Here is a 19912-nt window from a genome sequence, read left to right as displayed (position 1 = left end):
GTGCGTGGAGTAATTCTTCACGTTGTCCGGCGCAATAACGTAACAGATAGCTTCGGTCGATTTTTATCAAATCGGGTGTCAGTTCAACGGCTCGTTTTTCATCGGAATGGCCGGCGCCAAAGTCATCAATAGCAAAGTTAAAGCCTTTGGAGCGCAATACTTTTACTGCTTCGCGCAAATCGTCATTTTGGTAACAAAGCTCTTCAATGACTTCAAAGGTAACATCAGAGGGTGCCATGCCAAGTTGTTTTAGCCTGTGAAATAAGAGGCTTCTGTCGACGTACTCTAGATCTTTGGTCATGGTGAGCAGTGAATTGGGCATCACGTTGAGAAAAAGCTTCACGCCTTTGGCTGTGTAGTGCTTAGAAAAGTTGCGAATGTGAATGGCTCGAGAGAGAAATTCGATCGAAAGAATGTACTCATCGCTGTGAGAGGGGTCAGAAAAAAACAGATCTGGCCGGATGAAATTATGCTGTTCGTCTTGGATTCTCAACAAAGCCTCAAAACCGACCAGTTGCATTAACTGGTTGAATATCGGTTGAAAAACACTCGAAAAAGTCAGGTTGTCAAGCAGCATAATGAAATCACCATCGTCTGTTTGACGGATGTACTGCTCATAGTCTGATTGAGTGATTAACTGCATATTCACAACCCTAAAGAATACTTAACGAAAAATGTAACATTTTGCAGTACTGAGTAAAGCAACAAAACGACGGACTTTTATTGCTAACACGCAAATTTGATTTGCGTCGGAAAATCATAGGCCCTTTTTAACGTAGTACACAATAAAATTTGAGCTTACGCGAGTCAGAATGCCATTTTATTTATGGTTGTCACAATTTTGAAGTTAATTATTTTTAGTAGGAAAATAAGTGATGGGGAAGAAGCAAAAAAAAAGGACCTGCCGCAAAGGCAGGCCAAAATCCCTGTGGAGCAAGGGGGGGGTGATTAAACTGTTATGCTGCGATTGCTGTTGCAACGGTTGTTTCGTTTAGGCTCAGTAGGCGACAGACATTCATATCGCCCACACCTTCAACCGACTCTAATTGGGTCATCATGATGGATGAGATTTGTTTCTGTTTAGCATCGGCGCCTAGTAGGCTAATAAGTTGATGCGCAATGTCACCGCGTTTATCCAAAGTGGGTAGATACACTGGGGTTACGCCACGTAAAATTGCCAGCTTACGCAGTAGTTCAGGTTTGTTCGAGACCGCCCAGATGGTTGCTTGGCTTTGGCAGCGAGACATTAACAGTGGCGTTTCGCCGTGTTGAGTGACGATAGCAACACCCAGATCTTTGTGTACTTTTGTTGCCGAAATCATGGATGAAAGAGCAAAGCTCTTGCCCGCATCGCTACACAAATGGTGAAGCTTATCCCAACAGCCTTGGGCGCAACTGGTTTCGTGCTCGACGCCTTGTGCAATGCGTACCATCGCTTCTACCGCTTCAACCGGATAGAGACCTGCCGCTGATTCAGCAGAGAGCATCACGGCATCTGTGCCATCAAGTACTGCGTTGGCAACGTCTAGAACCTCTGCGCGTGTTGGCAATGGGTTTTCGATCATCGATTCCATCATTTGCGTTGCTGTGATAACCGGTTTACCTAAGTACTTCGCACGAGCGATCAGTGCTTTTTGTACGCCAGGTAGACGCGCATCACCGATTTCAACACCCAGATCGCCTCGTGCCACCATGATTACGTCGGAGGCGCGAATCACCTCGTCCATCGCTGCTTCAGTGGCCACCACTTCAGCACGTTCTACTTTCGCAACGATATGGGCGTAACAGCCAGCTTGAACGGCAAGTGCACGCGCGTACTCGATGTCCTCTGCGTTGCGAGGAAACGACACGGCTAAAAAGTCCGCCTTGAGCTCGGCAGCGGTCAGGATATCTTGCTTGTCTTTGTCGGTCAGCGCAGGGGCTGAAAGGCCACCACCCAACAAGTTAATTCCTTTACGGTTGGAGAGTTTGCCGCTGTTTAATGCAATGGTGCTGACCAGGCGAGTTTGTGTATCAACGGCCGTTACTTCGAGCTGAATTCTACCGTCGTCGAGCAACAAGATATTACCTACGGCGAGATCGTCGATCAGCTGGGGATAGTCTAAGCCAACACGTTCTTGGTTGCCCGCTTCACGGTCGAGTGTGCCGTCTAGGATAAAGGGATCGCCTGCTTTGAGCTGAATTGAGCCTTGCTCAAAGCAAGCGATACGAATTTTGGGACCTTGTAGGTCAACGAGAACGCCAACACTGACGTTAAGATCTTGTGCGATTTCACGCACCATTTCAGCGCGCGCAATGTGTTCCTCTGCGCTGCCGTGTGAGAAGTTTAAACGCACCACGTTTACGCCCGCTTCAATCAGTTGAGTGAGCTTTTCGCGGCTTTGGCTAGCAGGACCGAGAGTCGCAACAATTTTGGTTTTACACATCTTCAATTCCTATAACGACGAGACTAAAAAGGGGGAGGAGAAACAGCAGGAGCTTGCGCTCCTGCTCAATGAACAATTAAGAAGCTGTGCGAGCTTTAAGCTTGTTGTCTTGCTCTTCGTCGATGTCGACCACTTTCTTCGCGTTCCATACGGTGAGCGCTAGAAGCATCGATACCACACCAGCGGCGAGCCAGAAGTACTGCGCGTTACCAAAGTCGTAGTGTTTGATGCCATCCACTTCAGTTACTGTGATCAGTGAAGCTGAGATAAGCTCTTGAGCTGACGCTGCGATGTAAGAACACAGACCGATCAAACCTTTTACCGCACCAACCGCATTTTTCGGCATTAGGTCACATGCAATTAGACCCGCGAGGAATACCACTAGACCACCGATAGAGAAGCCGATCATGCTCAGTGCCACTGCGTCGACAACACGGTTATCCGGGCCGAAGAACATCAAACACATACCAGCAATGTTTGACAATCCGTACAGTAGGTTAGGGATGTTACGGTTACCTTTGAACACCTTGTCTGAAAGGATACCCGACAGAATCGCACCCGCTAGGCCTGCGGTTGGGTACATTGACATGGCAAAGCCCGCGTCAATCAGTGAGTAGCCTTTTGTCTCTTGTAGGAACAATACCGCCCAAGAAGACATCGCGTAGCGAGAGATGTACATCGCCGCACAAGACAGGGCGATTAGCCATACAACAGGTTGTTTTAGGATAAACATCTGCGCACGACGTGTTTCTTTTGGATCGTTCGCTTTCTTGATTTCGGTACCTTCGCCAAATGCGGTACCTGGATCTGGCAAGCCGTAAGTTTGTGGACGGTCTTTCAGTACTTTCAGCATGATCAGTGCCGCAACAACTGCCGCGATACCCGCACCAATGAAACCTGCACGCCAGCCGAAGTAGCTCACTAGTGATGCAGTTAAGATCCAAGTGATACCTTCACCAATGTTACGTGAACCACCCCAAATCGAGTAACGGCTACCACGTTGTTTTGGTGAAAACCACTGGTAGATAGCGACACACGAAGGCGCAGAACCCACGGATTGGAACCAACCGTTCAATCCCCAAAGCAGAACAAAGAAGAAGCCTACAGTGTTCATCCCCATCACTACCGAGAGCACGCCCGAAACCAGTAGTGAACACGACATAAAGCGGCCAATGTTGGCGTAGTCAGATAGGAAGCCGTTAAGGAACTTACCGAAGGCGTAAGTGAAGAAGAACGCAGAACCCATGATACCGAGTTCTTCGATGGTCACGATGCCCGCATCGAGCATAGGTTTTTTCACAACACCCAAACTCATACGTACTACGTAAAAGACGGCGTAACCAAAAACGAGGCCTAAGAACACCTGCCATTGGTAGCTCTTATAGCGTTTTAGCATACTCTCGTTGGAGCTGTCTGAGGGCGGCAGATCCGGACGAGTTTTAAAGAAATTAAGCATATTTGCTCTCCATGTAAATCAACAAGAATGTGTTGTCGGGAGCATGATGAAGGGCTTTAAAAATCGGTACAAAGGTGCGTTTTTGGGGCAGATTTGACTCAATTTGTTTTTCTTAACGAGTCAAAAGTGAACCTAATGACATAACCGTTACTGGCGGATTGCTGATAAAATTACTATCAATGAACGGAAATTGCGTCAGTAGTGACTCAGCGGCGATCTCAAGACTTTTTATCCAAATAATAGAGTTTTGATTGAACGCACAATATTTAAGGTTATCGGTAGTGAAAATTAAGCGATTTGGGGTTTTTAACTGGCTTACTTTGTTGTTGAGCCTCTCATGGATACCAGCTCAAGCCGCGTCGGTAGACAGAGAGATCGTCGTGTTAACCACCTTTTCCCAAGAGCCTCTGTCCATCCTAATTGATGAGTTCAAGTTGCGTCACCCTGATGCAGAAGTTCGTTTTATCCATCGTCGCAGCGAGTCGAGCATTCAGCTACTCGGCAAAACCTATATGCAAGACATCGATTTGGTTTTGAGCTCGTCACCTTTTTTGATGCAAAAGCTTTGCGAGAATGAACGTTTGGGAGAAGTGGAACAACTCGAAACCTTGCCCGATTGGATGGCGCTTTATGTCCTGCCACCGCGCGAACGCGTTCAAACCATTGGTTACTCGGGGGCTGGGATTGTTTGGAATCACGACTATTTGCAAGCGCATCAGTTAACGGTGCCTAACCGCTTTATCGACCTCACCCAGCCACAATATTTTGGTCATATCACCATGAGTACACCAAATCGTTCAGGCACAACACAAATGATGGTGGAAAGCATATTAAGCCGATACGGTTGGCAGGATGGTTGGCGGCTATTGATTAACATTGGTGCTAACTTGGCGACCATTTCTTCTCGCAGCTTTGGCGTGAGTGACTACATAGCGAAAGGGCAATTCGGCTTGGGCCCGACAATTGATAGCTATGCGCTTCTGATCCAGCGGAAATTTGACCATGTGGGATTTAGCTATGAGTCAGATTTTACCTTGATGCCTACTTATATCGCCAAAACCCAGCGTGCGAGTGATGATCCGTTGGTGGATGACTTTATGGCAATGCTGCTTTCTGCCCCAATGCAAGCGTCGTTGGGCAAAAACAGTTTTGCCAAGTTTTCTCTACATGATACCGAGCGCAAAGATGGTGATCATCCAACGTTGAACATTAGCGCGATAATGCAAAGAGAAGTGCTGACCAATCGCCTGTTTGATTTGGCCATTACCAAACGCCTCCCTGAGCTAAAAGACACCTGGCAAACCATCATTCAACTGCGTAAGGCGTACGCCGATAACCCGGTCGTGTTAACGCAACTCGAGTCCATTCGTCAGCTTGCCTTTGATATTCCAGTGACGGAAACAGAGGTATTGGAAGTGAGCATGCAACTGGCACTCTCTTCCCAACAAGAGATGACGGATGATGGCCATGCGCAGGCCGTGATGGCGGAGTTCAGCCATCGTGTCAGCGGCGCGCTTCATCGCCAATTAGCATCAGCAAATCAACGTTTGCAAACGCTAAAAAAGCAGGGTGAAGAATAGATGCGTAGATACAACACCATTGGGGTAAAACTGGTCGCCGCGTTTACTGGCAGCACCTTGCTGTTAACTCTCGTTTGTGTGATTGCGTGGATGACTTGGAATCAGCTCGATCTGCGAGTCAGCGGGTTGTTGGAAGAAAACGTGCCGCGCTACAACGCCAGTTATTTGCTTGAGAGCAAAAGCAGTGAAGTGCGACGTAAAATCTCTCAGATCGAACGAGTAACAAGCAAAGTTCAACTCGACAACCACTTGCTTTCCTTGAGCAAGCAATTAAGCGATACCAAGCAGATTGTTGAACGCGTGCAACGCGCCGACGAAGCCACGCATGACTCGCTGAGTGCCCTCGCTGAGTCGTACACCTCGCTTGCGAGCAGTATTGATCTCTATGGTTATCTGGTGTCTAAACGCATTGATGCGCAGCGAAAAATCGATCTACTGAAAGAACAACTTGATTGGATTCATCAAGACATTCGCACCGAGCTGATGCCTTTACGCCAAGAGATAGATTGGCAGATGTCACGCAATCAGAAACAGGCCAAAACCGATGCGTTACTTAAACAGTTGAACGTGATTCAACAGGTATTGGATCTCGAATCCACGATTTACGAATTGGCGTTAGATGTGGTGAGCGCAACGCAGTTGGGACATGTGAATAACGGCATGAAAGTGATTCAGTATCGTACCGAAGAGCTTCACCGTTTGAGCCAGCCCATTTTTGAATGGCCATCGTCCATCGCATACCAACAGTTAGTCGGTGAGTTAACAACCTTGCTGCAAATTGAAGGTTTCTTGCACCAGCAACTGCTCGATTACGTTTCCATCCGCGAGAGAATTGAAGTGCAGCAGCGCGATATTGATCGCCAAATCGGTACGATTCACAACCAAATTGGCGGCATTGTTGCGTCGGCAGACAAAGCTTTCTATGAAGTCAAACAAGACACCACTGAGATGGTCAGTGTGGGCAACCGCGTGTTGCTCATCTGCTTTGCGGTGTCGATCCTCACCAGTTTGATTTTGGCGTACTACTTTATTTATCAGCGTATCGTGGCGCGCTTGGCCAATTTGAGTAACAGCATTGATGCGATCATCAATGATGATTTACACCACCCAATTCGTGTTGACGGCAACGATGAGATTGGCCGCTTAAGTGCCAAGCTGATCGAATACGGTGACAAAGTGAAAGAGATGCAGCGAACCAACGCTCTAAGCTTAATCAACAACACCAGCGCCAGTCTGATGACGGTCAGCTTGGGTGGCTGGGTTGAATCGGCGAATGTCAGTGCAAGACGCTTATTGGAGTTAGACGATGCCATTACCGAGTTGCCGATTTGGTCAGCCTTTCCTGAGCATTGGTTTGAGGCATTACGCGCCCAATTTGATGCCGATTCCACCTTAATGCGCGAGTGCCGAAGCGAACTCACCATGTCATTGGCGGACGATCCTTATGGGCGTTTTTTACATTGCGAGTTCAGCCTATTTACTCACGGTCATTGTGAAAAAGTGATCATCACCATCACCGACGTAACCGAACAGATTCAGGCGAATCGCATCTTAGAGCAAAGAGTGGCTGAGAAAACCCGCGATGTGACGGAGCGAAATCGCCAGCTCAAGCTGGAAATTCAAGAGCGGCAAAAAGCGGAATCGCATTTGAAGAAAACGCAATCCGAGCTGATTCAGGCGGCAAAAATGGCGGTGGTAGGGCAAGCGATGACCAGTTTAGCGCACGAGTTAAATCAGCCGCTTAATGCGATGTCTACCTATCTTTATAGCGCCAATTTGTTTAACCAGAAGGCGGACAGTGAGCAGGTCGCAACGTCATTAACGCACATCGAAAGCCTCAAAGAGCGCATGAGTAAAATCGTCAATGGTTTGCGTCACTTTGCGAAGAAATCGGATGGCGAGCCAACGTCCGCATCGATAGAGTTGCACGATGTCGCAGAGCACTCAATGTTGCTCGTTAACACGCGAGCCAAAAGGCAGCAAATTCAAATTCGCAATCAGCTAGACAAAACCCTGATGGTGCAAGGCAGCTTGGTCGCCTACGAACAGGTGCTCATTAACTTGATGGTGAACAGTTGCGATGCGTTGAGCGAAGCCAATGGTGCAGAGCGTGTGATTGAGCTGTGCCATTTGTATTCTACGCAAACGCACCATGCGATTGCGGTATGCGATAACGGTAAGGGCTTTGCGCCGGACATTGTTGATCGCCTCTTTACCCCATTTACGACTACAAAAGAAATCGGTCTCGGACTTGGTATGAACATCTGTAAATCAATCATAGAAAAATATAACGGAAACATTTACTTGGCTTCCAACGCAAAAGGTGGAGCCATGGTGGTATTGGAGATGCCTCATGACGATTAATCAATATGATGTGCTTTTGGTTGACGACGATCAGGATGTACTCGACTCGTACGCGCATCTGATGTCCATTTCTGGTTTGACTGCGAAACTGGTGAATGATCCGACGCAAGCGTGCCAATATCTCAGCGAAGATTGGCCCGGTGTGGTTTTACTCGATATGTATATGCCACAAATGCATGGCATGGAGCTGCTGGCGCTCATCAAAGAGATTGATGAACACATTCCGGTGCTGGTCATCACTGGGCATGGCGATATACCGATGGCGGTGGACGCACTGAAAAAAGGCGCTTGTGAGTTTTTTGAAAAGCCGATTTCACCGCCCGATCTGCTCACGAAAGTGAAATCGTATCTCAAGGAGCGCCAAGCTTACACCGCGCAAAAGAGCAACGTGTCGCAGTCTGTTGGCAAAGCGCTCGTCGGTAAGTCGGCGCAAATTGAGCAAATTCGTCAGCACGTCGCGAGGTTTGCTTTGATCAACACCAATGTGGTGATTTGTGGTGAATCGGGCTCAGGCCGCCACAGCATCGCTCATCTACTGCATGACATGAGCCAGCCGCGTAAAGATCAAACGTTGGAAGAACTGTATCTTACCGCGGACCACGACAAAGAGGCCATCGCGCGCTATTTCGATGGAAGCGTGGCTACTTTGGTGATTGAGAACGTTCAATCGATGAATGAAAAGACGCAGCGAGAGCTTGTCCAACTGCTGTTGGCGCAAGAGCGAGGCAGCGCCAGCAAAACGCGGGTGATCACCCTGTTTGATGCCAGCCCAGAACAGCTGATGTCGGAAAATCAGTTGTTGCCCGAGCTTTACTATCTGCTCAATCAAGGGGCTATTCAAGTGCCGAGCTTACGTCATCGGCCGGATGACATCGCCGCCATTTTCCATCACTTTCTTAAGCACAGTTGCCAGAAACTGGGTAAACCGATGCCGGCCGTTGATTCGAGCTATCTTTCGTTGTTGCGTAATCATCAGTGGCCAGGAAATGTGCGTGAGTTAAGAAATGTCGCAGAGTTGTATGCCATTGGCATTGTCAAACTGACAGGGAAAGAGCGGCTGGTGAACCAAAACGAACTGCAATCACCATTGGATACGCTGGTGGACGATTTTGAAAAGCAGATCATTGAAGATGCGCTGTTTTTGCATTCCGGAAAAGTGACGGAAGCAGCGGTGTACTTGCAGATCCCGCGTAAAAAGCTCTATTTGCGCATGAAAAAGCACGATATTGATAAGGATAACTACAAATCGCGTTAAAAAAATCCGGCATACGAGTGCCGGATTTTTATTAGTCTTGAGTGATAGACGTGAAGGGGATCAGGCGATCGCCTCAGCAAGGATCTTACGCACTTGCTCTGGTGTCACGCTTTGGTTTTCTGTCAGTGCCACCATGCCATGGTTGGTCAGTTGTGTGACCACCGCTTCGATCGCCTCTTCTTTGCTCTCTTTATGCTCAGTGAGTTTTGTTGAGACATCAAGGGAATGATAGAAGGCTTCGATAGCATCAATCGTACGCTCTGCTAGCTGCTCGCCGTTTTCTAAACCAAAGACTTCACGACCCATTTGCTCTAACTTCGCGCGTTTGTGCTCAATTTGGTTGCGAAGCAGAGAAGGCTGAACAATCGCTAACGAACGCGCATGATCCACGCCCCAAAGTGCGGTCAGTTCGTGGCCAACCATGTGCGTCGCCCAGTCTTGAGGGACGCCTGAACCAATTAAGCCGTTAAGGGCTTGGTTTGCTGCCCACATCAGGTTTGCACGCCATTCATCACTGTCGCGCTGTGCAAAGCGATCACCGAGATTTTTCAGCGTTTTCAATAACGCTTCGGCGTAGGCATCTTGCACCATCGCACCGGAAGGGCGAGTAATGTACTGTTCACAAACGTGTACCCAAGCATCAACGATACCATTGAGCAGCTGTTTCTCAGGCAGTGTTTTCATCACGTCAGGATCCATTACAGCGAAGGTCGGTTGAACGTAAGGGCTCAAGAAGGCGAGTTTGTCTTGGGTTTCCGCCTTAGTAATGACTGCGCCAGAGTTGGACTCTGAACCTGTTGCTGGAAGTGTCAACACCGCGCCCAGTGGTGTTGCTGACGTAACATGATGCTTACCAGTGAGGATGTCCCAGCCGTCGCCTTGGTAATGGGCAGATGCGGCCACGTATTTAGAACCGTCGATCACAGAGCCGCCGCCAACAGCAAGAATAAAATCGATGTTGTCTTCTTTTACGACAGCCACTGCTTTGTCCAGTGTCTCTTTGGTTGGGTTAGGTTCAACGCCGGAAAACTCTTGCCAATGATAGCCGTCTAGAGCCGCCACGATTTGATCATACACACCGTTTTTCTTAATTGAGCCGCCACCATAAATGACGAGCACTTTTTTCTCAGGGGAAATCGCTTGAGTAATCGCTTGGATCTGACCTTGGCCAAAGAAAATTTGCGTAGGGTTGGAATAAGTAAACTTCATTGTTAACCTCACATCGTTATTGGAGTTGTGTTCGTTGTGTGCATAATAGTACTGTGAGTTTGACAATTATAGCCTCAAAACTCTAAATTAAATGCCTATTTCTACAAAGTGAGCGTGCGTGCTATGGAAACCCTTGCAGAACTGATGCAACGATACGTTGATGTCAAAGGTCTTGAAACCCTCGAAGGTATCATGGAAACCGATATCCCTGGTGTCTGGTTTTATCGAAGTAGTCAAGGCAATGCTCGTCAGCCTTTTGTTTATCAGTCCGGCATTATTGTGCTGGGGCAGGGAAGTAAAAATATTCATATTGGTGACCATCCGGTCCGTTATGGTGCTGATGATTACTTAGTCGTTGGCGTACCCATGCCACTTGAATGTGAGGCATTCGCGGAGCAAGACCATCCGTTACTGGGTATTTCCGTTGATGTGCCCATGGCGCTACTGCAACACATGGTTCAGAAGCTAGAAAAGCACGGCTACCAAAATATTTGCAGTGGCAAAGAAGAAAGCTGCGGTTTGAAGTCAGTGAAAATGGAAGCGAGCATGCTTAATGCTTGCAAGCGCTTAGTGCGCGGATTGTGTGATCCTCTTGAAACTGAAGTGCTAGGCCAATCATTGCTTGAAGAGGTGGTCTATCGTGCGCTATTGAGCCCTAATGGTTATGTGCTGTTTGAACTAGCACATGCCGAAGGCAATTATTCACGGATTGCGCAAGTGCTTGATAAAGTACATCAGGACTATTCTCAACCTCTGACTGTCCAAGATTTGGCTTCCCAAGCCAACATGAGTGTCTCCTCGTTCCACACCGCTTTTCGTAGTGTGACACTCGAATCTCCCATTCAATACATTAAAAAAGTGCGGCTGAGCAAAGCACGTGAGCTGATTAAACTTGAAGGAAGAAGAGTGAACGATGCAGCGCGTCTAGTGGGGTATAACAGCACCTCTCAATTTAGCCGTGAATACAACCGCCATTTTAACGAAACGCCCAAAAGTGCATAAAATCGTGTTAAATAGAATAACGGGACGAGCAAGCGACGAGCATGACTATAAAACAGATTGCGCAATATTGTGCCGTCATATGCATCAAAATTAGTCACATATGTTAATCACTACGTATTTATGCTGAGTAAAAACGATTTTTTTAATTGTAAAAAATTATTCAGAAATTAGTTATTGGTACAAAATAAGAGTGTCACCTTTGCACAGTTGCGCTAGTTTCTTGCGAGCCAATGTTCATTTATGCCAAGAGATAGGTGTTAAAAATTCAAACTGTACTTAAGTTATTTTACAGCGAGATATAAGTCATCTAGGGAATGTTATTTTGATGATTTAGCGTTGAAACAACAACTTAAGGAAAGATCCTATATGCGTTTAACGAAAGGAAATGCAGCAAAGAATGTGTTTACACTCAGTACTTTGACTGCTTCATGTCTGATGGCATTCAATAGCTATGCGGCTGTTGATTGTTCACCTCTACAAGAATGGAACTCTTCTGCCATTTATAACGGCGGAGACAAGGTTCAGTATCAGGGTAGCGCTTATGAAGCCCGTTACTGGACACAAAACAATAACCCAGCAGAATTCTCGGGTGATTGGGCACAGTGGAAAGCACTCGGTGCTTGTGACAATGGCCCGGTTGACCCAGTTAACCAAGTTCCCACCACCGCTTTGACCTCACCGGTTGCAACGGATGTTGTGAAAGAAGGTGAGGTCGTTGTTCTTGCAGCAACGGCAGCGGATCAAGATGGCACCGTCGCCAAAGTTGAGTTTTTGGTTGATGGCGTTGTGGTTGGTCAAGATACATCGGCACCATTCTCCGCGTCATGGACTGCAACCGCAGGCGCGCATACTTTCAGCTCTGTCGCTTATGACGATAAAGGCGCGGTAAGCCAACCAAGCAACGTGACGTTGACAGTGGAATCCACTCAGCCTGGCAATACGGCGCCAACGGTCGATCTTGCACTTTCTGCGACTACGGTTGAGCAGGGCGCAGTGGTTACGTTGACCTCAAATGCAGCAGACAGCGATGGTACTGTTGAGAAAGTCGACTTTTTTGTTGGTGGCGTGCTTGTCGGTACGGCAGCAACCGCTCCTTATACGCTTGACTATACCACCACTCAAGCTGGCTCTTTGTCGGTCTTTGCTCGTGCGACGGATAACCTTGGTGCAACCACGGATTCCTCTGCACAGACGCTGAAAGTCAACGGTGTGGCACCAGTGGCATCGTGTCGCCCTGACGGCCTGTACCAAACAGAAGGCGTTAAGGTGCCTTACTGTACGATTTACGATGAAGAAGGTCGTGAGAAGATGGGGGCAGACCACCCACGTCGTGTGATTGGTTACTTTACCAGCTGGCGTAGCGGTGATGACCCACAAGCGGCTTATCTGGTTAAAGATATTCCGTGGGAGCAGTTAACGCACATTAACTACGCGTTTGTCAGCATTGGCTCTGACGGCAAAGTCAACGTTGGTGACGTGAACGATCCGACTAACGCTGCAACAGGAAAAGAGTGGCCGGGCGTTGAAATCGATCCGACTCTGGGATTCAAAGGTCACTTTGGTGCACTAGCCACTTACAAAGAAAAATATGGCGTTAAGACGCTGATTTCTATCGGTGGTTGGGCGGAAACGGGCGGTCACTTTGGTGCGGACGGCAAACGTGTTGCAGACGGTGGTTTCTACACCATGACAACCAATGCTGATGGTTCCATCAACCATGCGGGCATTGAGAAATTTGCCACCTCAGCGGTCGAAATGATTCGTAAGTACAAGTTCGACGGTGTGGATATCGATTATGAGTACCCAACGTCAATGGCGGGTGCGGGTAACCCAGATGATAAAGCCTTTATGGAACCTCGTCGTGCTTATCTATGGGCTTCATACCAAGAGTTAATGCGTGTGTTGCGTGAGAAGCTTGACCAAGCGTCTGCACAAGATGGCGTTCACTACATGCTCACCATCGCTGCACCATCATCGGGCTACCTACTGCGTGGTATGGAAACGTTTGATGTGACTAAGTACCTCGATTACGTCAACATCATGTCTTACGACCTACACGGTGCATGGAACGATCATGTTGGCCACAACGCGGCGCTGTACGATACAGGTGAAGACTCAGAATTGGCGCAGTGGAATGTTTACGGCACGGCACAATATGGTGGCATCGGTTACCTCAATACAGACTGGGCATACCACTACTTCCGTGGCTCAATGCCAGCAGGCCGTATCAACATCGGTGTGCCTTACTATACTCGTGGTTGGCAAGGTGTAACGGGGGGGACCAATGGTCTATGGGGCCGAGCGGCACTACCAAATCAGGCTGAGTGTGCTCCGGGTACGGGTGAAGGTGAGAAAAATAACTGTGGCCATGGTGCGATGGGTATCGACAACATGTGGCACGACACCGATCCAAAAGGCAATGAAATGGGCGCGGGTTCAAACCCAATGTGGCATGCGAAGAACCTAGAAAAAGGCATCTTTGGTTCCTATGCGTCAGCGTACAAACTTGATCCTGTCAACGATCCGCGAGATCAATTGGTTGGTAACTATGTTCGCAACTACGACAGTGTGGCAGTGGCGCCTTGGTTGTGGAACGCAGAAAAAGCGGTATTCCTATCAACGGAAGACAAAGCGTCTGTCAGCGTGAAAGCGGACTACGTCATCGATAAAGAGATCGGCGGTATCATGTTCTGGGAATTGGCGGGTGACTATAACTGTTACGTGCTTGATGCCAATGGCAACCGCACGACCATCGATGAAACCGAGCAGGCATGTGCAACGGGCAACGGTGAGTTCCACATGGGTAACTCGATGACCAAAGCTATCTACGATAAGTTTAAGTCAGCAACCCCATACGGCAACACGGTCGCAACGGGCGCAATTCCTTCAGAGACACTGGACATCGCTGTTTCTGTCGGTGGATTCAAAGTGGGTGATCAAAACTACCCAATCAACCCGAAAGTGACCTTTACCAACAATACCGGTACAGCAATTCCGGGCGGCACTGAGTTCCAGTTCGACATTCCAGTGTCGGCGCCAGATAACGCGAAAGATCAATCTGGTGGTGGCCTGAAAGTGATTGCTTCTGGTCACACACGTGCGAACAACATCGGCGGTCTGGATGGCGTAATGCATCGTGTGGCGTTCTCGCTTCCTGCGTGGAAAGAACTACCAGCAGGCGGAAGTTACGAGTTGGATATGGTTTACTACCTACCAATTTCTGGTCCGGCAAACTACAGCGTGAACATCAACGGTGTAGACTACGCATTCAAGTTTGAACAACCTGATCTGCCCGTTGCTGATTTGTCTGCAGGCAACGGTGGCAACACGGGTGGTGGCGATACTGGCGGCGGTAACACCGGCGGTGGTGACACTGGTGGCAATACAGGTAGCGGTACGGTTATCCAGTGGCAACCTGGCGTAACGCAAGTGAATAATGGCGAAACAGTCACCTTTAACGGCAAGTGTTTTGTGGCGAAAAACAGCCCAGGGGTTTGGGAGTCTCCAACACAAACCAACTGGTTCTGGGATGAAGTAACTTGTCCTTAATCACTCTTTAAAAGTAAAACACCCCAGATTTTCTGGGGTGTTTCTTTTCGTGACTTTAGGTGCTCAGTCGAGGTTTCCGTAAACCGGTTAAGCCGCCATCGGGACAAGCACCATGGTACCAATAATCACGGTAACCAACCCTGCGAGTACGGGTACAGAAGTGCGTTTAACCACTTCAAATGGGCTAATTTTAGCCATGCCAGAAGTGGCAACAATCACGCCCGAAACAGGGGAGATTGTGCGGCCTAGGTTAGACGCTTGCAGCATTGGAATGATTAGGAAGGCTGGATTCAGTCCCATTTTTGCTGCTAACGAAGGGGCGAGCTCAACAAACGCGTAGAATGGTGCGTTGCCTGAACCCGTTGCAATGGCCGCAGCTACCGTTAGACCAGTTAGGATCAACATCAGTGCAATACCACCCGCGCCAGCGGTTTCCGCTAGGTGAAGCAAATTGTCAATCGCGCCAATAGACATCAAACCTTGTGCAAACACACCAGCTGCCACCAACAACATAACCACGCCTTTGAACGCATCGGCCATACCTTCGTAGCACGAGTCGAGGTCTTCTAATGATTTCTTGCCATCGAACTTATTCACTGCGTAATGAACAAGCGCGCCAATGAAGATGGAAAGCACCACGATCGTATAAATATCGAGGGTCATTCCGGGAATGGTACGGCCGTTGAAAAGGAACACGCCAATAATTGGCAAAAATGGCAGAACAGCATAAAACGCTGGTGCGTCGGCTTTGATCTCAGAAACGTCGATTTTTTCCATCGGCGTATTGTCTTTCTTGTCTAAGTATTTATTCCAGAAAAACGCTGCAACAGACATGACAATAATGGCGCAGATAGAAACCGGTAAAACGGTTTGTACCGCAAACACATCCAACGCAAGGCCGGATTTTTCTGCGGCAATCACAACGTCACCTGAGGTTGGAGACAAAATGATCGCAGCTGGCGATGCACACACCGCTGCTGCAGCAGGGCGAGAGATGCCCATTGCGGTCATCATTGGGAATAGCGTCGCCATCAAGAGCACGCCCAGACCCGTTGCAGAGCTCACAGCCAGTGACATTAAACAGGCAACAATGTAAGCCGCCACCAACAATACGTAAGGTGACTTGATGACAGAAAGAGGTTTAGAAAACTGTTTCACCACGACATTGTTTGCGCCGATATGCGTCATATAAGCGGCGAAGCCACAAAGCAACATGATCTGCATGCCCAAGCCGCCGCCACGGTTTTGAAGCATAAATTTTACGTATTCTAATGAGTCGGTCACCATGTTACCCGTTGAGGTAATTTTGGCGGGTAGAACCGTGTGGCCCAGTATACCAGTAAGAATCAGTAGCAGAATACCTGCCGTCAGTAGCACACCCGCCGCTTTGTAACCCTTGACGATGAAGTAACCGACTGCAATGGTCACTACCAGTCCAATTAAGAGCTCTAGCATAGAAATCTCCATGAAATATTAAAAAATTAGGAAGAACTGTTTCAATATGTGTCAATGAATGTACAGAAAAGCATTCTGTAGCACGAGGGCTAGTTGAACTTTGAATGATCTAAAGCAAGTTTTGTATCAAGAAAGTCATCCAGTTGAATGTTGTGTATGTGGTGCGTTTGCATAGTGTTATGTTCTGGTATCCAGTCTGTATACAGAAATGTATGTAGCTCAGTAGTGTGTCATGATAAGGAGTAAGAAAGGGTAATGTTTGAACAAGTTCTCTTCAAAGGCGAAAAACGCTATGAGAGGGCGAAAAGGATGTTCAGCTGAGGTTGCTAAGGAAGACAAGGAGAAAACACAAATAGAAAAGACAAACAGTGTGTGAAGAGATGTTTCTATTGTTATTAGCGGAGCGTACAACGAAGGGAGATCCCACTCCGTTGTACGCCGGATATTACTAATTACCGCCAATGCTCAAGCGAGCAAAACGGATTTTTGGTGCATAGAACGAGCGAGAATCATTGATTTCAAGCAATGAGCCTACCGCGTCTATCTCTTTCAGCATTTGGTAGAAGTTTCCTGCAACAGTGATGCCTCGAACTGGCTGAACACGTTTACCATCGCGACATAGGAAGCCACTTGCACCAAAAGAGAAGTCGCCGCTGATGAAGTCAGCACCAGAATGCGCGCCTTGCAGCTCGACCAACTCTAAGTATTCACCAGCCGTTACTTCTGTAAAACTGCTGGTACCAGCCTCGATCACTTTATGATGCGTGGAGACTTCAAGTCCTTCTTTTGGCCCCCGTGATGCGTGCCCTGTGTTTTCCACCCCAAAGTACGATGCAGTTTGACTGTTGTGCAGCAATGAGTTGAGCTCACCTTCGCCAATCAGTACTAAATCGCGAGCAGCGTAGCCTTCGCTATCGAAACTATGAATTCGGAATCCTCCTTCAACATAAGCTTTGCTCGAGAATGACAGGAGTGGGCTGGCAATCTGGCTGGCGATTTTATCGCGGAGCGGGCTTAGTCCTTTCATCGCCGACACCGCTGAGAAACAGGCAGAGAAAGCGCCAAACAGTTCGCTAAGTGCGTCGATATCAAAAACTACTGCGTAACTTCCCGTTTTAACAGGTGTTCCATCAAGCAGATCACGAGCGAGTTCATAGCCTGCATCAATACAGTATTCTGGTTCGAGGTCGATGTATCGACGACCAACACTGGATGCCCCCGCCATGGATTGCTTTCCGTCTTTTTCAAACAGTGTGTAAGCGTAGGCAGAGTGGTAACGTTCAGTTTGCTGACAAAGCGTTCCTTTGGTGTTGGCAATGATGATTTGGCTGGTGACATCACTATAGCCATTGTAAGGGGAGCTGCTGGCGTGCGGGCGGCTGACCACGCCTTGTTCCAAACGCAAGCTCAGGGCGATTTTGTCATCTACCGTTGCGTCACATTCTTGATCCAGTTCAGCATAGCCGCTGGTGATCCGGCTATCCACGGTGCTGATCTTCTGGTGCTGATCAATTTTGGCGTATTTGGTGCTTTCTAATGCGTTACTAAGCATTAAATCCAAGCTTTCGGGCGTCAGTGATTCGGAATAGCTGGTTGCGACACGCTCATCTTTGACAACGCGAATACCGATCACTTGAGCGGTACTCACCTTATATTCATCGAGTTGGCCTTTGTTCGCTTTCAACGAAAAATTGTCGCTCATCTGTGCAATAACATCCGCCTCCGCACCGCGTTTTTTCGCTTCACTGAGTAGGTGGTCTATTGCATTGAGTAATGGTTGCTTTTGAGACATTAGTTTCCACCTCCAACGAGAATTTTATCCACTTTCAACGACGGTTGTCCGACGGTTGTTGGTACTGAGCCACTGACCGACCCACACATGCCCGGAGCCAGCGCCATGTCTTTACCTACCATGCTGATTTCTTTCAGCACTTTAGGTCCCGTGCTGATCAAGGTTGCCGTTTTGAGTGGTTTGGTGATTTTTCCGTTTTCGATGAGGTAGGCTTCTCGTACGGCGAAGTTGAACTCGCCCGTACCGGGCTGAACCGAACCACCACCGAGTTTCTTGGCGTAAATGCCTTTCTCGATGCTTGAAATCATCTCATCGAGCGAGCTATCACCTTCTTCAATAAAGGTGTTTCTCATGCGTGAAGTCGGTGCAAACTTGTAGTTTTGGCGGCGGCCTGAACCCGTTGGCGCGTAACCGGTTTTTAGGCCACCCATTTTGTCGACCATGAAGCTGGTCAGCTTGCCATCTTTAATAAGCTGAGTACGTTGAGTCTCCATGCCTTCATCGTCAATATGAATCGAGCCCCACTCGTTGGTCATGGTACCATCGTCGACGGCGCTCACGGCAGAATGTGCGATCATTTCGCCCATTTTGTCATGAAAAACAGACGCTTTTTTGGCAACAGAGGTGGTTTCTAGCAAGTGCCCACAAGCTTCATGGAAGATCACACCACCGAAGCCATTGCCGATTACCACTGGCATTTCACCAGAAGGGCAAGCATCGGCATTGAGTTTAACCAGTGCTTGCGCTGCTACCTCTTTGCCAAGAGTGATTGCATCTAATTGTTGGCTAAACTCCCAACCAGAAAGCGCACCTGGGCCTTCCATGCCAGTGGATTGTTCGCTGCCATCTTGTGCGACTGCGCTCGCGGCAATGCGGGTGTAGTGGCGTGTGTCGCCAACATGTAGGCCTTCAGAGTTAAAGATTTCAATTTGTTGTTCACGTTGCAGAACGCTACCGATAAATTGTGAAATTTTATCGCTCTCAGCGCGTGCGGCTAAATCGACTTGGCGCAGAAAGGCGATTTTTGAATCCAAGTAAGGATCTTGGCTCAATGGTTGCTGACAACCATGTTGCTGCGGGTAGCGTATTAGGTTGAGAGAGCCAGCGTGCACGATTTGATCGCGTTTGTCTTTGGCGGCGAGGAGAGCAGTCACACGCTTTAGCTCGTTTTCATCGGTGCTGTTGGTGAAACCATAAAGCACCTTGTGACCAAAAAACAGGCGGATACCAATACCAAAATCGATGCCAGAATTGATTTTGTCCACTTCCTGCGAGTTGAATTGAATGCTATTGGTTTGGTGATGTTCAACAAACAGTTCAGCGAAGTCTGCCCCTAGAAACAGTGCATGGTCAATAACCGCTTTAGCGGTAATGGGATTAAGCATGAAATCTCCTTGCTATATTCTCCGGAATCTCATTCTCCAGAGTCATTAATGGGTTGGCGTTAACCTAGCCAAAATATCGATGGATATTAGCATCTTCTTAAAATGTTTTTGTTCTAAAGCACGCCATTGCCACAGGTTCAAAATTGGATTTTATACCAAGTGCTTGATCAAAATTAGAGAAAAATTCGATTAAATGGTGATGCTATAAAATATAGGTTTGCGGAACGTTATTCTTTAAGTGTTAATGGATTGATAGGTGATTAAACAAAGAGCGTCTACTCATTTCGGGCCAGAAAGAATGATGGTGAAATTGTTTAAATTGGCTAACATAACAGCAAATTGTGCTGATAATGCTCGAACGGTTGGGCAATGTTCAATTAAAGGTTGACCTGCTGAGAGAATACGTTAAAGTGCACCCCGTTCCCGAGACGAGCACGGG

General features: G+C 48.0%; 12 protein-coding genes. 5 read left to right on the top strand and 7 right to left on the bottom strand.

Annotated features, from left to right (window positions below):
- The 3 genes from FC652_RS14285 to FC652_RS14275 form a co-directional block, all read right to left on the bottom strand.
- Positions 1–643: EAL domain-containing protein (locus tag FC652_RS14285; RefSeq protein ID WP_217904629.1), on the bottom strand; the 643-nt coding region annotated here is incomplete at its 3' end.
- Positions 644–956: 313 nt separating this feature from the next.
- A complete protein-coding gene (pyk, locus tag FC652_RS14280; RefSeq protein WP_176299128.1) occupies positions 957–2426 on the bottom strand; it encodes a pyruvate kinase in 1470 nt (489 codons plus the stop codon).
- Positions 2427–2502: 76 nt separating this feature from the next.
- Positions 2503–3882: an MFS transporter gene (locus tag FC652_RS14275; protein WP_176299127.1), complete on the bottom strand. Its 1380-nt coding sequence runs from the start codon at positions 3880–3882 to the stop codon at positions 2503–2505.
- A 281-nt stretch (positions 3883–4163) separates the two neighbouring features.
- On the opposite strand from FC652_RS14275, the gene FC652_RS14270 reads away from it, so the two are divergent.
- The 3 genes from FC652_RS14270 to FC652_RS14260 are packed head-to-tail and all read left to right on the top strand — an operon-like array spanning position 4164 to position 9081.
- Positions 4164–5462, top strand: coding sequence for an ABC transporter substrate-binding protein (locus FC652_RS14270; protein ID WP_237286359.1), 1299 nt, complete (start codon positions 4164–4166; stop codon positions 5460–5462).
- Complete coding sequence (locus FC652_RS14265; protein ID WP_176299126.1) at positions 5463–7826, top strand: ATP-binding protein; 2364 nt, start codon at positions 5463–5465, stop codon at positions 7824–7826. It begins immediately after the preceding gene.
- Positions 7816–9081, top strand: a complete 1266-nt coding sequence (locus tag FC652_RS14260; RefSeq protein WP_176299125.1) for a sigma-54 dependent transcriptional regulator — start codon at positions 7816–7818, stop codon at positions 9079–9081. The genes FC652_RS14265 and FC652_RS14260 overlap by 11 nt, the downstream gene beginning before the upstream one ends.
- 60 nt (positions 9082–9141) lie before the next feature.
- On the opposite strand, the gene FC652_RS14255 is transcribed toward FC652_RS14260, so the two are convergent.
- Positions 9142–10290, bottom strand: coding sequence for an iron-containing alcohol dehydrogenase (locus FC652_RS14255; protein WP_176299124.1), 1149 nt, complete (start codon positions 10288–10290; stop codon positions 9142–9144).
- Positions 10291–10413: 123 nt separating this feature from the next.
- Here FC652_RS14255 and FC652_RS14250 point away from each other — a divergent pair, with 123 nt between their 5' ends.
- Together FC652_RS14250 and FC652_RS14245 are read left to right on the top strand one after the other, a co-directional pair.
- Entirely contained in the window at positions 10414–11292 is an 879-nt protein-coding gene (locus FC652_RS14250; RefSeq protein ID WP_176299123.1) for an AraC family transcriptional regulator, read from the top strand.
- A 366-nt stretch (positions 11293–11658) separates the two neighbouring features.
- Positions 11659–14841, top strand: a complete 3183-nt coding sequence (locus FC652_RS14245; protein ID WP_176299122.1) for a glycosyl hydrolase family 18 protein — start codon at positions 11659–11661, stop codon at positions 14839–14841.
- Positions 14842–14928: 87 nt separating this feature from the next.
- On the opposite strand, the gene dcuC is transcribed toward FC652_RS14245, so the two are convergent.
- The 3 genes from dcuC to FC652_RS14230 form a co-directional block, all read right to left on the bottom strand.
- Complete coding sequence (gene dcuC, locus FC652_RS14240; protein WP_176299121.1) at positions 14929–16296, bottom strand: anaerobic C4-dicarboxylate transporter DcuC; 1368 nt, start codon at positions 16294–16296, stop codon at positions 14929–14931.
- Between the two features lie 448 nt (positions 16297–16744).
- A complete protein-coding gene (locus FC652_RS14235; RefSeq protein ID WP_176299120.1) occupies positions 16745–18088 on the bottom strand; it encodes a TldD/PmbA family protein in 1344 nt (447 codons plus the stop codon).
- The gene (locus FC652_RS14230) at positions 18088–19473 is read right to left on the bottom strand and encodes a TldD/PmbA family protein (protein ID WP_176299119.1); all 1386 of its coding nucleotides are present in this window, start codon (positions 19471–19473) and stop codon (positions 18088–18090) included. The genes FC652_RS14235 and FC652_RS14230 overlap by 1 nt, the downstream gene beginning before the upstream one ends.
- Between the last annotated feature and the right edge of the window lie 439 nt (positions 19474–19912).

Source organism: Vibrio sp. 05-20-BW147 (genome assembly GCF_013369385.1).
Taxonomy (GTDB): domain Bacteria; phylum Pseudomonadota; class Gammaproteobacteria; order Enterobacterales; family Vibrionaceae; genus Vibrio; species Vibrio floridensis.
This window is presented reverse-complemented; position numbering and strand designations above follow the sequence as displayed.